Raw genomic sequence first — 14125 nt, forward strand, 5'->3', positions numbered from 1 at the left:
GCCTGTTCAGAGACCTATTTTCCCAAATCGGCCTTCTCGTGGAGTTTTCAAGTAAATTTACCGCTGCACCACAGGCCGGCATCCGTCGGCCGTGGCAACCATATAGCTAAATTGCGCATCCTCTCTTCACCTCAGCCCCTGCGCCTGCTATGGCCGCTTTATTTAAATTCCGTAAATCTTCGCCGGTAGCGCCGGCGGCCAGTGTGGCCGCTGCGCCGGCTCCGGCTCCGCCTACTGTAATGCCCTCGGCCGGCACGCTGCGCGTCGGGATGGGCCAGCTGCTGGTGGAAGGCGGCGAGCCCGACCGCAACCTGGAGCGCGCGGCCCTGATGATTGCCGAAGCCGCCCAGCAGCACTGCGACGTGGTGCTGCTGCCAGAAACCCTCGACTTTGCCTGGACTCACCCCAGCGCGCTGGCCGAAGCGCAGCCCATTCCCGGCCGCTACTCCGACCTGCTGTGCCAGGAAGCCGTGCGCCATCAGCTCTACATCTGTGCCGGCCTGACGGAGCGCGCGCCGGACGGCCGCAACTATAATGCGGCCATCCTCATCAACCCGGCCGGCGAAATCATCACGAAGTACCACAAAATCAACCTCCTGACCGTGGAGCAGCCCTACTACGCGGTGGGTCAGACGCTGAACGTGGTGGATACGCCTCTGGGCAAAATCGGGGTCAATATCTGCGCCGACAACTTCCTCGATGGCCTCAGCATCGGGCACACGCTGGCACGTATGGGGGCCGAGTTTATTCTGTCGCCCTCGTCCTGGACCGTCGATTATTCTATCACGGAGGAGGACGACCCGTACCGCGAGAAATGGGTGAAGCCGTATTCCATTCTGGCTAAGCTGTACAACGTGACGGTAGTGGGCACTACCTCGGTCGGCTATATTGTGGGCGGGCCGTATGAGGGCAAGAAAAGTGTGGGCTGCTCGCTGGCCGTAGACGCTTCGGGGGTGCGGGCGCAGGGCACGTTCAACGAATTTGCCGGCGACTTGGTAGTGGCCGACCTGCCGCGGCCGGTGCGGGCCGAAAAGGGCACACAGATTGGCGAGATGCTGCTTCGCAAAGGCTTCCGGTTTGATGTGTTGCCCGACTAATTTTTACCAGATTGGTTGGTTTTAATGCCTCTTTAATATGAGAAAATGACCTTGCAGCCTCTCTGTCCCTCTTCCCTACCTATTGCATGACCCAACTCTACCAACAGTGCACCCGCTGCATCATGGATACCACCGTGCCCGGTATCCGTTTTGATAAGCGGGGTGAGTGTAATTTTTGTGCTGTACACGACCACATGGACCGGGCCTTCCCGCTGGGCGAGGCCGGCCGCCGCAAAGTGCAGGAAATAGCCGCCGACATCAAGCAGCTTGGCAAAGGCAAGAAATACGACTGCGTGCTGGGCGTCAGCGGGGGCCGCGACTCGTCTTTCACGCTCTGGTACTGTGTAGTAAAGCTGGGGCTACGGCCGCTGGCGGTGCATTTCAACGACGGTTTCGGCAACCCAGTGGCGGGCGAAAACATGATTAAGGCCTGCCGCAAGCTGGGCGTGGAAATGCGCACCATCACCTCCGACTGGCGCGAATCCAAGGACCTGAAAATTGCTTTCCTGAAAGCCTCCACCCCCGATATGGAGGAAGGCACCGATGTGGGCATTGCCACGGCTCTGTATGGCGTGGCCGCCAAGGAAGGCATTCAGCGCATCATCATCGGGCAGTCGTTTCGGACGGAGGGCATTGCGCCGCTCACCTGGAACTACCTCGATGGCAAGTACCTGAAGGCTGTGCACCAGCAGTTCGGGACGGTGCCGCTGCGCCCCTGGAAGGCCGAAGACCCCGGCTTTCACCTCGACATTCCGCAGATGTTCTACTACGCCTTCGTCCGCCGGATCAAGACGGTAACGCTGCTGTACCACATCGACTATGTGCGCGCCGATGTAGACGAGCTGCTCGAGCGTGAGCTGGACTGGGTGAACCCCGGTGCTCACTACTTCGACGACCTGTACCAGAGCGTCATCTACTACCTCAACCGCACCAAGTTCAACATCGACCGGCGCCTGTTCAACTATTCGGCGCTGGTGCGCTCGGGCCAGATGCCGCGCGAAACGGCACTGGAGCGCGTCAGCCACGTCAATAAGATTGAGGACGAAAAGGTAATTGCGCTATGCATTAAGCGCCTGGGCCTGACGCGGGAAGAGTTTGAGCAGATTGTGGCCACGCCTCCCAAAACGTTCCGCGACTACCCCAACAACTACTCCCTGATTCGGCGGCTGCGCTGGCCCATCAAGGTGCTGAGCCGCATGAACCTGATTCCAGAATCGGCCTACGACAAGTACTTCAACTGCGGCACCTAAGACCACGCTAAGACCACGGATTTTTCGGATGAGTCGGATTTTGGGGACGGCATCTGCTTCCAAACTTCCGGCCGGCTACCCAACAACAAAGGCTTGCCAGTAGGCAAGCCTTTGTTGTTCAGAAGAAAACCACACGTCCAATCGTCTACAAAATCCGACTCATCCGAAAAATCCGTGGTCTTAGGCGTGCAGCCACTCTTTCTTGGCAATCAGCTTCTCCTGCGACTCCCGGTAGTCGGGGTCATCTACGCAGCAGTCAACGGGGCATACGGCGGCGCACTGCGGCTCCTCATGGAAGCCCACGCACTCCGTGCACTTGTCCGACACGATGTAGTAGTACTCGTCGGAAACGGGGGTTTGGGGCGCCACGCCCGATACCGTCTGGCCACCATCAACGGTTACCTCTTTCAGGGTCGTACCATCGGCCCAGCGCCAGGCAGCGCCGCCCTCGTAGATGGCAGTATTCGGGCATTCCGGTTCGCAGGCACCACAGTTGATGCACTCGTCGGTTATCATGATGGCCATAGCCGTGGAATCAGTTTGGTGAGAAATCTGAACGTTATAACGCAAAAAAAGGCCACAGGGCGGCCGGTTCAGCAAGCAAAAGTAGAAACTAACTCGTAGCGTTGCGAGTTTTTTGCTGACACGCCCCCCGGATACGGCCCCGCCGGCCAGCGAAACCCCACGTTTGCCGTTCTTGCAGCCGTGCGGCAGGCGCTTTTCTGCTACCTCACTTTCGCTTATGAACCACCCCGACCGACTCGCGGCCTTTATTTCTCTGGGCCGGCACCTGCGCCAGCTTTCCGACGACGACCTGACTGCCCTCTCCGCCCGGACCCGCAACCAGAACGCCTGGTTCGACCGCCCGAATGTCGTTTCGGCCATCCGGGGCATTGCGGAGCTGCTCGAAGAAGAACCGCTGACCAAATGGGCCGCCCGCTACCCCGCCGAGCCCGCCACGCCCCGCCAGGTAGGCGTGGTAATGGCCGGCAATATCCCGCTGGTGGGCTTCCACGATGCGCTGTGCGTGCTGCTCAGCGGCCACGTGCTGCTGGCCAAACTCAGCAAAGACGATACGCTGCTCATGCAATGGATTCTGGGCGAGCTGCAACGCCTCGAGCCCCGCTTCACCGACCAGATTCAGGTGGTAGAGCGCCTCAATGCCGCCGATGCCTTCATTGCCACCGGCTCCGACAACACGGCCCGCTACTTCGACTACTACTTCGGCAAGAAGCCCCACATCATCCGGCGCAACCGCACCAGCGTGGCTGTGCTCACCGGCCGCGAGGAATCCCACGACCTGGGCCTGCTGGGCGAAGACATTTTCCGCTACTACGGCCTGGGCTGCCGCAACGTGAGCAAGCTCTACGTGCCCCTGAACTACGATTTCTCGCCCCTGCTCGACTCGCTGCAGCCGTGGCACCACATCCCCGACCACCACAAGTACCAGAACAACTACGACTACAACAAAAGCATCCTGCTCGTCAACCGCGTGCCGCACCTCGACACCGGTTTTCTGCTGCTCACGGAAAGCCCGCAGCTCGTTTCCCCGATTTCGGTGCTGCACTACAGCACCTATTCCAGCGAGGTAGATCTGGTAGATCAGCTGACCGATGTAGCCGCTCAGACCCAGTGCATTGTGTCGGCCGGCGGGCAGTGGGCCGGCAGCTTCCCGTTCGGGCGGGCGCAGTGTCCGGCCGTGTCCGATTATGCCGATGGCGTGGATACGATGGCCTTTTTGGCAGAATTGGCGTAAAATACAGCAGAACGGTAAGGCACGGTTTTCGCCCTCTGCTGTCCCGGTTCCTGTGGTATACGCCTCATGGATTCTTCATTGGCGGGCGGCCAATTTCCGCCCCGCTGCCGTTCCCTGACCTTTTAGCCTTTGACTTTTATGGCCCTGTCGCTCCCAACTCTCTCTGCCGAGGTAATCGATAAAGACCTCATTCCGAGCCTGCGTTTCCCCCACGATGATGTCCTGACTGACCCGGACGATATCAAGCAGCGCCGCCACGATGCGGAACGCGCCACCAGCCTGGGCAACAACTACCAGGGCAAGCTCGATATCTACTTCCAGACCGCCGATGGCGCCGTGAAGCGCGTGTACACCACCATCTGGGCCACGCATCAGGAGTATCTCACCCTGAAGTCCGGCATCACGCTGCCGCTGCACGCCGTGCTGGCCTTCGACTTCTACTAGCCCCAGGCTGCTGCCCGATTTCACATAGTACGCCGTCTGTTCCGCAACAAAAAAGGCGCTTCCCAAGGGAAGCGCCTTTTTTGTTGCGGAACAGATGGTATAACCAAGCAAGTACCAGCGCCTTCGACACGAACTCCACCCTGTTCGACACGAGTCTCGGGCCGTTCGAGAGGAGGCTCCGCGCTGCCTGGCACCTCCGTGCGGCGGCAGCAGCTTAGATGCGGTCCAGGGTTTTCTGGATCAGGTCGTTGACCACGTCTTCGGTGTTGGTGGCGAATTCGCCGGTGGCGCGGTTGGCCACAATAGCGTTCAGCGACACTACTTCGTGGCCCAGCATTCGGCCCAGGGCGTAGTAGCCGGCCGTTTCCATCTCGAAGTTCGTCAGGCGGAATTCGCCCTCCGCGCTGTCGTAGCGGAAGTTCTGGAACTGCTGAATCAGGTCGGGGATGCGCAGGTCGAGGCGCAGCACCCGGCCCTGCGGCCCGTAGAAGCCGGGGCAGGTCAGCGTGTTGCCCACGACCATGCCCGCGCCCAGCTGCTCACGCAGCAGGTCGGTGCCGCGCACGCAATACGGGCGGTAGCTCAGGCCCAACGCCTGCTGCACGCCGCTGGCCACTTCCACTTCCAGGCCGGTTTCCACCAGCGGATAAAACTGCATCAGCGAGTCGAGGCCCACGGCGTGCTCCGTCATGAGGTGCGAGCCCACCGGAATATCGGCCTGCAGGGCGCCGCTGGTGCCCACGCGCACAATGCGCAGCGCAATCCGCTCTTCCAGCGGCCGGGGCTCCCGCGTCACAAAGTCGATATTCACCAGCGCGTCCAGCTCATTGAGCAGAATATCGATGTTGTCGGTGCCCATGCCGGTGCTGATGACCGTGAGGCGCTTGCCCTTGTAGTAGCCCACGTGGGTCACAAACTCGCGCTTCTGCACCACCGTCTCCAACGAGTCGAAGTGCTGGCTGATAAGCGGCACCCGCTCCGGGTCCCCAACCGTGATGATGGTATCGGAAATGTGGTCGGGCTGCAGGTTCAGGTGGTAGATGCTGCCATCCTTGTTGAGGATAAATTCGGAGTCGGCGATGGGCATAGTGGGAGGGTATTAGGGGAAAAGGAAGGTGCAATGGTACTGAAAAACCGGGGTATGAGTTGCCGCCGAGCCGAGGCGGCCACGCAACAGAAAGGACCTTGCCGCGCCGGAACGAGTCGTGAAGACGACAGCCATTCCAGCAGGACAAGGTCCTGACCGGGTTAGTAAGGAAAGCCTACCGGACCGGGGCGCGGTAAGACAGCAGGCCCTGCTCGGGGCGGTAGTGGTTGCTGATTTTGGGATAGTTGCCGGTGCCGTCGTAGGGGCGCTTGTCGGGGTGCTCCTGGCAGGTGGTGGAGCAGGCGCCGTCCAGCTGCTGGCCGCAGGCTTCACAGAGCGGCACGTGGGCGTTGCAGTGCGGGTTGGCGCAGTTCACCATCCGGTCGGAGAGTGTGCCGCAGTAGTGGCAATGGCTGATGATGGTCGGATTGACGCTGTTTACGTCCACGGCCACCCGGCCATCAAACACGTAGCACTTGCCGTCAAAATCCTGGCCGCCGGCCTCCAGCCCGTACTTGATGATGCCGCCGTGCAGCTGGTACACGTCCTCGAAGCCCTGCTCCAGCAGAAAGGCGCTGGCCTTCTCGCACTTGATGCCGCCCGTGCAGTACGTCAGGATTTTCTTGCCCTTGTATTGCTCCAGCTCGGCCACCTTCTCCGGAAACTCGCGGAAGTTTTCGATGTCGAGGGTCACGGCGTTCTTGAAGCGGCCCAGCTCATGCTCGTAGTCGGAGCGCACGTCCAGCACCACCACGTCGTCCTGGTCTTTCAGGTCGCGGAACTCCTGCGGCGACAGGTGCACGCCGGTACGCTCATAGGGCTTGATGTGCGGCAGCCCCACGTGCACGATTTCCGGCTTCACGCGTACGTGCAGCTTCTGAAACGTATGCGCCACGGCGGGCTCTATCTTAAATTCCAGCGCCGCAAAGCGCGGGTCTTCTTTCACCAGCCGCATATATTCCGCGCAGTCGGCCACCGTGCCCGACACGGTGCCGTTCAGGCCCTCCGAAGCCACAATGATGCGGCCGCGCAGATTGAGGCGCAAACACAGGCGGTGGTGCTCGTCGCGGAACTGCTCCGGGTTTTCAATGGGAGTATAGCAGTAGTAGAGCAGAACGTGGTAGTCCATTTTCTTAAGTAGAAGTGAGATAGGAGAGCGTAGATCTGAGAAGAAGCAGGAAGCTTTGCTCAGCTCTAAACTCTATCTTCTAAGTTCTCAGGTTTATACTTTCTGAGCGGGGTTGCCGAACACGGTCTGGTTGGCGGGCACATCGGCCACCACCACCGAGCCAGCCCCAACGCGGGCCTTATTGCCGATTTTGACGCCGGCCACTATTACCGCTCCCGCCCCGATGAAGGCCTGCTCCCCCACCGTCACATCGGCGTTGAGGATAGCACCGGCCCCGAGCTGCGCGTAGTCGCCGAGTTCCGCGCGGGCTTCCACCACGGCGTTGGCCCCAATCAGGCAGCTGTTGCCCACTTTGGCAGCGCCTACCACCACGGCGTTGGCGCCCACCAGGTTACCGTGGCCCAGCCACGCATGCTCCGACACGCTGGCGCGCCGATGAATGGCATTCACGGGCACCGCCTGGTACTCGTTGTGCAGCATGTTGGTGAGGCTGCGGCGGCTGGCGGCATCTTCGGTAGCCACAAAAACCTCACACTTTTTACCCAGCAGCTTCAGCAGCTCCTTGTCGTCGGTGCTGCCCATCACGGGCACGTCAAACAGCTCGGTGTTCTGCAGCTTGGTATCGTCGTCGAGCAGGCAGTATACCACGACATCGTTAGAAAGAAAGGCGTCGAGGGCAGAAGTGCCCACCGTTTGGGCACCCAGTATGATGATAGGATTTTCCATGCGAAGCGAAAAGCGGCCAGCGGCCGGCAGAGTTCCAAAACGCAAATTTACGGATTCGTTTGCTCGTATGCCTCACCAGCGGCCCTACATTCCGAGGCGCCGCAGCCAGCGGGCAGCGCCAGGGTGCTGCAGTGCCAGCCACAGCAGATACGGCAGCAAAGCCACACGGTAGCGGTTGAGGGTGCCCAGGTTGGGGGTGCTGAGGCCCAGCAGCGCGGCCAGCAGCAGACAATACGCCAGCAGCGCCACCACCACTGCAAATGGCAGGCGGCCCGGCCGTCCCCGCACCGTTTCGGCGGCAGCCCACAGCAGCAGCACCAGCAGCAACAGGTTTTCGAGGCCGGCCGCCACATAGAGCGGACTGCTTCCTTCCCAGGGCCAGGGGCGGCTCAGGGCTGCCGCCACGGCCTGCGGGGTGTGTTGCAGCAGGCTTTCCCCGGTGGGCTGCAGGTTGGGGTACTCCAGGTGCGGGCCGTGGGCAGATTTCTGCTGCAGGGTGTGGTAGTTGATGAGCAGGCGGCTGGTAAACTTATTGAGGCTGAACACCGGGCTGATTTCGCCCAGCACCCAGGCCCCGCCCAGCAACCACCCGGCCATCAGCAGCACGGCCAGCCAGCGCCGGAGCCCCCCTAGCAGCCGCTCTGCCACCCGCAGCAGCCCCAGCCCCGACAAAGCGGCCAGCAGCAGCCCGGCAAAGAAAAAGCGCATCTGAAAGTGCAGCCCGGCCAGCAAGATGGCCAGCCCTAGCGTAGCTAAGCGCACCGGCCGGCCGCCGTAGAGCCAGCCAACCACCAGCGCCACCACAGCGGCGCCACTTCCCACCAGCAGGCATTCCTTCGTGATACCCGACGTCCAGTACACCACGCTGGGCCAGGCCAGAAAGCCAATCAGCATGGCACCGGCAGGCGTAGCGGGCCAGGCCCGGGCTACGGCCCGCACCAGCTCCCAGCAGGCCACGAAGCAAAACAGAGAGCAGTAAAGCCCGGTCAGGAAAGCACTGCCATTGGCGGCCAGCTGTACCCCCGACAGCAGCTTGATGAAGAACAGCGTGTTGGAAAACCCGTGAAACACAAGGTGCAGCCCCCCAAAATGGAACTCATCGGCGGCCAGCGTACGCAGCCAGGCACCCGGCTCAGCCCACAGCTGCTGGTTGAAGGCGCGCGACCAGGTCAGATAGTACTGGGGGTCGCCGCCGATGAAGTAGGTGGCTATGGCGCAGGCCAGCACCTTCAGGGCCAGCAGTGGCAGCAGCCACCGGCCCAGCAGCGGCTCGGCCAGCCGGGGCTGGAGCCAGCGCCACAGCAGCAGCAGCAGCCCGCTATTCAACACCACGGCCACAAGCAGCTGCCTCACCGGATGGCCATATTTCGTTGCAGAATCCGGCTTCCGATGGCACACTGCATGCAGCGGCGCGGCGCGCAGTAGCCCCGATGCAGCGCCAGCAGCCCCTGCGAGTCGGCGGCGGTGCGGTGCTCGAAGCCTTGTGCAGCATAGGCATCCGTCAGGCTGTTGTGCTCGGCCGGCAGCTGGCTGAGCAGCGCTACCGCGCTTTCTACCAGCTCCGGCTGGCCTACGTGCCGGGCATAGGCCACACGCAGCGGCACTACCACATTCGTAATCAGCACCTGCATGCTGCTTTTGCCCAGAGCGGGCACTTTGCCCGGCACGCCCGGCCGGTAGTGCCCACGCCAATACTCCGCGACGGGCGCCTGAAAAAAGCGCAGCAGCGTCGGTACGTCAGCCGCGGAAAGCAGGGCGTCGAACAGGGCGGGGCGGGCGTGCAGCACGGCGGCCAGCTGGGCCAGCCGTACCGGCGGGAAGTTGGCCGGGCGCATCCGCAGGAAGTTCCATTCGTGGGCGGCCAGGGCGGTGCCGTGCAGACTGTACTTGTGGCGCAGAAACTCAAACTCCTGCCGTAGCCCGGTCAGGTACGCGTCGGTGCGGGTTTCTTCGGTTTCGGCCAGGAAGCCGGCCTGCCCGAACAGCAACGCTTCCAGCTGCCGGGCATCGTGGCGGTGGCGGCGCACTATGGCCAGCGGCAGGGCCTTGGCCAGGCGCGCCAGCGGCTCGCTGTTTTTCTGAAACCCGAATGCCGCCGCCAGGGCGTGGTAGGCGGTGGCTTCCCAGTCCTGCCCCAACTGCTGGTGCAACTCAGCCACAACGGCCGCTTTCTGCTCTACCCGCTCCAGCAGGGCCCGCTCCGCCATACTAATTCTGGTGATATCCGGTACGCCGCCCAGCAATGGTACGCAAGGCAGTACCTCGGCCAATACGGGCACCGCCATCAGCCGCTCGTAGGTGCGCAGCAGCTCGGGTGCGAGACGTGGAGCCAGCGCCAAAGCGGGCACCTCACTCCCATCAAGGCGGCGCACGGGCTGGTCGGCTTCATACACGACGTGCAGCACCACCTGGTCGTATTTGGGGTCGTGCTGGTGGTGGTGGCGGTGCCAGTCGGAGGCGCGGATATGGATTTCCACCGCGCCGTTCCACTCCACTTCGCCCAGTTGCAGGCGGGCATTCAGAAAGTCGGGGCCGGCATCGGCGTTGCGCATACCGGGTTTGAGCACGGTTATCTGCTCGCCGCCCGTGGTGTGTAGCCCGGCTTTGTCGAAGTACTGATGCTGCCAGACATAGTGGAGGAAATCTTCTTGCATAGCGCCCTAGCTCAATATGAACGGACAAGATACAGCAATCAACATGTCTGGTTTTGTTTCGTTGGCAGCCCGGCGCACTGCCTTCTACACCAAACCGGCCCGCCTTTGCACGTAGCAGAAGCGGGCCGGTTTGGTGTAGAAGGCAGTCTAGCGCAGGTCAATCACCTTCACGCCTTTGTATTTGGCTTTATCGAAGTTGAACGTGGTAGCATCCACGGGCGCGTTCGGCACAAACTTGTTGATTTTGAAGGTATAGCGGTTGCCGTTCTTCTTGAACATCTGCCAGCTTTTCACAGCCTTATCCACCTTACCCACTTTCAGGCGCACCTTGAAAATCTGGTTGTTGCGGTCTTCGGGCGTCAGCTCGATTACGTCCACGGCCTCTCCGCCTTCCTTGGCTTCCTGCACGTAAGCGTACTTATAGCCTTTCTTGTAGAGCGTGTAGATCTGGGAAGGCGAAATTTCCTGGTCGTCGGTTTCAGCCTCCGAGATATTCACCTCGTTTTCCGATTTCATGTACGTCCAGACGGTTTTGCCATTGTTGATGACCTCTTGGCCGCTGATCTTCAACCGGAATTTCTGGCCGCTTACAGTGATATCACCGCTCATATTCTCCTTCACCTTGGTGGCGTCATTTTCCAGGGTCTGCGTGAAGTTCGCCCGGAAGGCCTTCATTGCCTGGTATTTGGCGCTCATCTGGTCGAGGATTTTGGCAGCCTTGGGGTCCTGCTGCGCCGAAGCGGCCGACACCAGCGACACGGACAGGGCAAGCAGGGCGAGGTATTTTTTCATTGCAAAAGGTGATTCGGTAGAATGAGTACAAAGACGTACAAGGGCCTGCTTTGTTTGGGCGCCAACAAAAAGAAGTTGAAAAACCTTCCCTATAGGCTCCAATGGCAGCATAAGCGCTTACTTCGGCAGTGTATTCAACAACTGTTCCAAACTGTACTCGTCGGGAATTAATACCTCGCGGGCCTTGCTGCCTTCAAACGGCCCCACAATACCGGCGTGCTCCAGCTGGTCGATGAGGCGGCCGGCGCGGTTGTAGCCCAGCTTGAGGCGGCGCTGCAGCAGCGAGGTGCTGCCCTGCTGGTGCGTGACAATGACGCGGGCCGCTTCCTCGAACATGGCGTCGCGCTGCGAGGGGTCCATGTCTTCCATGTCGCCGCTGCCGCCGCCACTTTCGCCCACCACTTCGGGCAGCAGATACGCATCGGGGTAGCCCTGCTGCTCCCCGATATAGTCGCAGAGGCGGTCTACTTCGGGCGTGTCGATGAAGGCGCACTGCACCCGAATGATGTCGGAGCCCTGCGAAATCAGCATATCGCCCTGGCCCACGAGCTGGTCGGCGCCGCCGGCGTCCAGAATCGTGCGCGAGTCGATTTTACTGGTTACCTTGAAGGAAATCCGGCACGGGAAGTTGGCCTTGATGATACCCGTAATAACGTTCACCGAAGGGCGCTGCGTGGCTACAATCAGGTGAATACCAATGGCACGAGCCAGCTGCGCCAGACGCGCAATGGGCGTTTCCACCTCTTTGCCGGCCGTCATCATCAGGTCGGCCAGCTCGTCAATCACCAGCACGATGAAGGGCATGAAGCGGTGGCCCTTTTTAGGGTTGAGCTTCCGCTCGATGAACTTGCGGTTGTACTCCTTCAGGTTGCGGCAGCCGGCATCCTTCAGCAAGTCGTAGCGCTTGTCCATCTCCATACACAAGGAGTTAAGCGTGTTCACCACCTTCTTGGTATCGGTGATGATGGCTTCCTCAGTGTCGGGCAGCTTGGCCAGGAAATGACGCTCAATCTTGTTGAAGATGCTCAGTTCCACCTTCTTGGGGTCGACGAGCACGAACTTCAGCGTGGCCGGATGGCGCTTGTAGAGCAGCGACGCCAAAATCACGTTCAGGCCCACCGACTTACCCTGACCGGTAGCACCGGCCATCAGCAAGTGCGGCATCTTGGCCAGATCCACCACAAACACCTCGTTGGTGATGGTACGGCCAAAGGCAATCGGCAGATCCATTTCGGTGTGCGCAAACTTTTCGGTAGCGAATACCGAGCGGATGCTCACCATTTCCTTCTTGGTGTTCGGCACCTCAATACCGATGGTGCCTTTGCCGGGAATCGGGGCAATGATGCGGATGCCCAGGGCGGCCAGGCTCAGCGCAATGTCATCTTCCAGGCTCTTGATTTTGGAGATGCGCACCCCGGCGTCCGGCACGATTTCGTAGAGCGTGACAGTGGGCCCGATGGTCGCTTTGATGCTGGCAATGTTGATACCGTAGTGCCCCAGCGTTTCGACGATACGGTCCTTGTTGGCTTCCAGCTCTTCCTTGGTCACCTGCGCTTTGGCCTGCCCGTAGTCGTTGAGTAGCTCCAGCGTGGGGTACTGGTAGCGCGAGAGGTCCAGTGTGGGGTCGTAGTTGACGGCCGGCATGGTGTCGGCGTCCTCATCGTCATCGGCAATGGATGCCATGTCGGCGCCAGCGGCGGGGTCCAGCTCGCCAGGTTTGGTTTCAATCTGAAAAACGGGCTGCTGTTGCTGAGTTGCGGGAGCAGCTACCGGCACAGCGGCTGCGGGCAGCGGTGCATTATCGTCCGCCAGATCAGCCAGGGAAAGCGGCGTAGGCACGCGTGGGGCGGCCACTGCCAGCGGCTCGGGGTCGGAGGGCGCCTCAATGGAGAAGCTGGGACCTTTGGCCGCCGCCGCTGCACCGCCTGCCGCTGCTGTAGCGGCGGCGCTGGCAGCACTCAGTGCCGCGCCGGAAGCGGCTACGCTCATCGGGACGGCGGCGCCGGCCATGCTGGCAGCGGCAACCGCGGGCACTGCCGGAGCCACGCTCAGCGGCGGCGAAGCCACGGAGCCAGTCGTTACGAAGGGGGCATCGGGCACCGTCAGGTCGTCGTCCTCTTCCTCTACTACCGGTTGGGGCAGCGGCCGGTTAGCGGCTACTGGTCGGATATCGCGCACGGTAATACCCAGGTCGGGTTCGTCCTCAGGGTCGTCCGGGGTGCTGGCGAAGGGAGTGGCTACGGCAGCCGTATTCATGGCGCGGGCCTGCTGGCTTAGCGGCGCAGTTTCTTCGTCGGCTTCTTCGTCTTCTCCACCAAAGCGGGGCAGCGTGATGGAGGTGACGTTGAAGAAGTACACCACAAAGGAAATCAGCAGGAAAGCCAGCAGCAGCACCGTGCCCCAGCCAATGAGGCTGTCGAGCCACAGCGCCACTTCGTAGCCGATGCCGCCGCTCAGAAAGTCGAGGCGGTAGCCCAGGTTGGGGTCGGCGTCGGGGGCCTGCATGGTGAGCACCACGTAGCCCAGCAGCACACTCAGCCAGCCCATAATGAACAGGCACAGCGCCAGCACATAGCTCACGGACACGCCGGCGCGCCGGAACACAATCTTGTAGCCGAGGAAGAAGACGATGGGAATGAGCGCAAACGCCGCCACGCCAAACCCCTTGTAAATCAGCGCCTGTGCAGCCATGGCACCCAACAACCCCAGCCAGTTGCCCGACTGTCGCCCGGCTTCCTTCACAGGAGTCTGGTCGAGGCCTTCCACCACGCTCTGGTCGGCGTGCCCGGTGAACAGGAACGAGAAGAACGCGAAGGTCAGGTAGAGCGAGCCAAGCAGAAAAAAGAACCCCAGAAACAGCTGAAAGCGCCGGTCACGCAGGAAGCCGAACATGCCGCCCAAGTTCAGAGAGGGCAGCTTCAGGGGCTTGCGGGGCGGCTTGGGGGCTGCCTTCGGCTCAGAAGCCCGCCGGTTTTCCCGGGGCGCCGCTACGGGTTCGGGCGCGGCCGCACGGGGCTGGTTCGCCCGGGTCGGCCGCGGCTCGTTGGCCCGGTTGACGGGAGTGGGGTCTTGCTTGTAGGTATTTTTTGCCATTCTCACGCACCAAAGGGCCAAATCTAGGTAATTCCGCTGAGTAACTAAGTAGCGGCGCGGCGCCGTAAGTATAGCAACAGACTGGTCATTTTGCTGT

Annotated in this window: 12 protein-coding genes; 4 read left to right on the plus strand and 8 right to left on the minus strand. The window is 61.3% G+C overall.

Annotated features, from left to right (window positions below):
• The first annotated feature begins 149 nt into the window (after positions 1–149).
• Both BUE15_RS07945 and BUE15_RS07950 read left to right on the plus strand, forming a co-directional pair.
• Entirely contained in the window at positions 150–1097 is a 948-nt protein-coding gene (locus BUE15_RS07945; protein WP_084548904.1) for a carbon-nitrogen hydrolase family protein, read from the plus strand.
• 86 nt (positions 1098–1183) lie between these two features.
• Entirely contained in the window at positions 1184–2347 is a 1164-nt protein-coding gene (locus BUE15_RS07950) for an N-acetyl sugar amidotransferase (protein WP_073282886.1), read from the plus strand.
• A 180-nt stretch (positions 2348–2527) separates the two neighbouring features.
• On the opposite strand, the gene BUE15_RS07955 is transcribed toward BUE15_RS07950, so the two are convergent.
• A complete protein-coding gene (locus BUE15_RS07955; RefSeq protein WP_073282889.1) occupies positions 2528–2872 on the minus strand; it encodes a 4Fe-4S binding protein in 345 nt (114 codons plus the stop codon).
• Between the two features lie 217 nt (positions 2873–3089).
• On the opposite strand from BUE15_RS07955, the gene BUE15_RS07960 reads away from it, so the two are divergent.
• Together BUE15_RS07960 and BUE15_RS07965 are read left to right on the plus strand one after the other, a co-directional pair.
• A complete protein-coding gene (locus tag BUE15_RS07960; RefSeq protein ID WP_073282892.1) occupies positions 3090–4103 on the plus strand; it encodes an acyl-CoA reductase in 1014 nt (337 codons plus the stop codon).
• A 138-nt stretch (positions 4104–4241) separates the two neighbouring features.
• Positions 4242–4547: a hypothetical protein gene (locus BUE15_RS07965; RefSeq protein ID WP_073282895.1), complete on the plus strand. Its 306-nt coding sequence runs from the start codon at positions 4242–4244 to the stop codon at positions 4545–4547.
• Positions 4548–4761: 214 nt separating this feature from the next.
• Here BUE15_RS07965 and BUE15_RS07970 read toward each other — a convergent pair whose 3' ends face one another.
• The 7 genes from BUE15_RS07970 to BUE15_RS21300 form a co-directional block, all read right to left on the minus strand.
• Positions 4762–5634, minus strand: coding sequence for a nucleoside phosphorylase (locus BUE15_RS07970; protein ID WP_073282897.1), 873 nt, complete (start codon positions 5632–5634; stop codon positions 4762–4764).
• Between the two features lie 175 nt (positions 5635–5809).
• The gene (trhO, locus tag BUE15_RS07975) at positions 5810–6763 is read right to left on the minus strand and encodes an oxygen-dependent tRNA uridine(34) hydroxylase TrhO (protein WP_073282900.1); all 954 of its coding nucleotides are present in this window, start codon (positions 6761–6763) and stop codon (positions 5810–5812) included.
• Between the two features lie 93 nt (positions 6764–6856).
• Positions 6857–7489 carry a NeuD/PglB/VioB family sugar acetyltransferase gene (locus tag BUE15_RS07980; protein WP_073282903.1) on the minus strand — a complete coding sequence of 211 codons (633 nt, stop codon included), beginning with the start codon at positions 7487–7489 and terminating at the stop codon, positions 6857–6859.
• A gap of 84 nt (positions 7490–7573) precedes the next feature.
• Positions 7574–8842 carry a hypothetical protein gene (locus BUE15_RS07985; protein WP_073282906.1) on the minus strand — a complete coding sequence of 423 codons (1269 nt, stop codon included), beginning with the start codon at positions 8840–8842 and terminating at the stop codon, positions 7574–7576.
• Entirely contained in the window at positions 8839–10143 is a 1305-nt protein-coding gene (locus BUE15_RS07990; protein WP_073282909.1) for a DUF2851 family protein, read from the minus strand. The genes BUE15_RS07985 and BUE15_RS07990 overlap by 4 nt, the downstream gene beginning before the upstream one ends.
• A gap of 147 nt (positions 10144–10290) precedes the next feature.
• Positions 10291–10935, minus strand: coding sequence for an outer membrane lipoprotein periplasmic chaperone LolA1 (locus BUE15_RS07995; RefSeq protein ID WP_073282912.1), 645 nt, complete (start codon positions 10933–10935; stop codon positions 10291–10293).
• A 117-nt stretch (positions 10936–11052) separates the two neighbouring features.
• Positions 11053–14028: an FtsK/SpoIIIE family DNA translocase gene (locus BUE15_RS21300; RefSeq protein WP_084548905.1), complete on the minus strand. Its 2976-nt coding sequence runs from the start codon at positions 14026–14028 to the stop codon at positions 11053–11055.
• Positions 14029–14125 lie beyond the last annotated feature (97 nt).

Origin of the sequence: Hymenobacter psychrotolerans DSM 18569 (genome assembly GCF_900142395.1) — a bacterium.
Lineage (GTDB): Bacteria > Bacteroidota > Bacteroidia > Cytophagales > Hymenobacteraceae > Hymenobacter > Hymenobacter psychrotolerans.

Coding starts and splice junctions, on each gene's coding strand:
- BUE15_RS07945 (WP_084548904.1), top strand. CDS start 150: ATGGCCGCTTTATTTAAATTCCGTAAATCTTCGCCGGTAGCGCCGGCG.
- BUE15_RS07950 (WP_073282886.1), top strand. CDS start 1,184: ATGACCCAACTCTACCAACAGTGCACCCGCTGCATCATGGATACCACC.
- BUE15_RS07955 (WP_073282889.1), bottom strand. CDS start 2,872: ATGGCCATCATGATAACCGACGAGTGCATCAACTGTGGTGCCTGCGAA.
- BUE15_RS07960 (WP_073282892.1), top strand. CDS start 3,090: ATGAACCACCCCGACCGACTCGCGGCCTTTATTTCTCTGGGCCGGCAC.
- BUE15_RS07965 (WP_073282895.1), top strand. CDS start 4,242: ATGGCCCTGTCGCTCCCAACTCTCTCTGCCGAGGTAATCGATAAAGAC.
- BUE15_RS07970 (WP_073282897.1), bottom strand. CDS start 5,634: ATGCCCATCGCCGACTCCGAATTTATCCTCAACAAGGATGGCAGCATC.
- trhO (WP_073282900.1), bottom strand. CDS start 6,763: ATGGACTACCACGTTCTGCTCTACTACTGCTATACTCCCATTGAAAAC.
- BUE15_RS07980 (WP_073282903.1), bottom strand. CDS start 7,489: ATGGAAAATCCTATCATCATACTGGGTGCCCAAACGGTGGGCACTTCT.
- BUE15_RS07990 (WP_073282909.1), bottom strand. CDS start 10,143: ATGCAAGAAGATTTCCTCCACTATGTCTGGCAGCATCAGTACTTCGAC.
- BUE15_RS07995 (WP_073282912.1), bottom strand. CDS start 10,935: ATGAAAAAATACCTCGCCCTGCTTGCCCTGTCCGTGTCGCTGGTGTCG.
- BUE15_RS21300 (WP_084548905.1), bottom strand. CDS start 14,028: ATGGCAAAAAATACCTACAAGCAAGACCCCACTCCCGTCAACCGGGCC.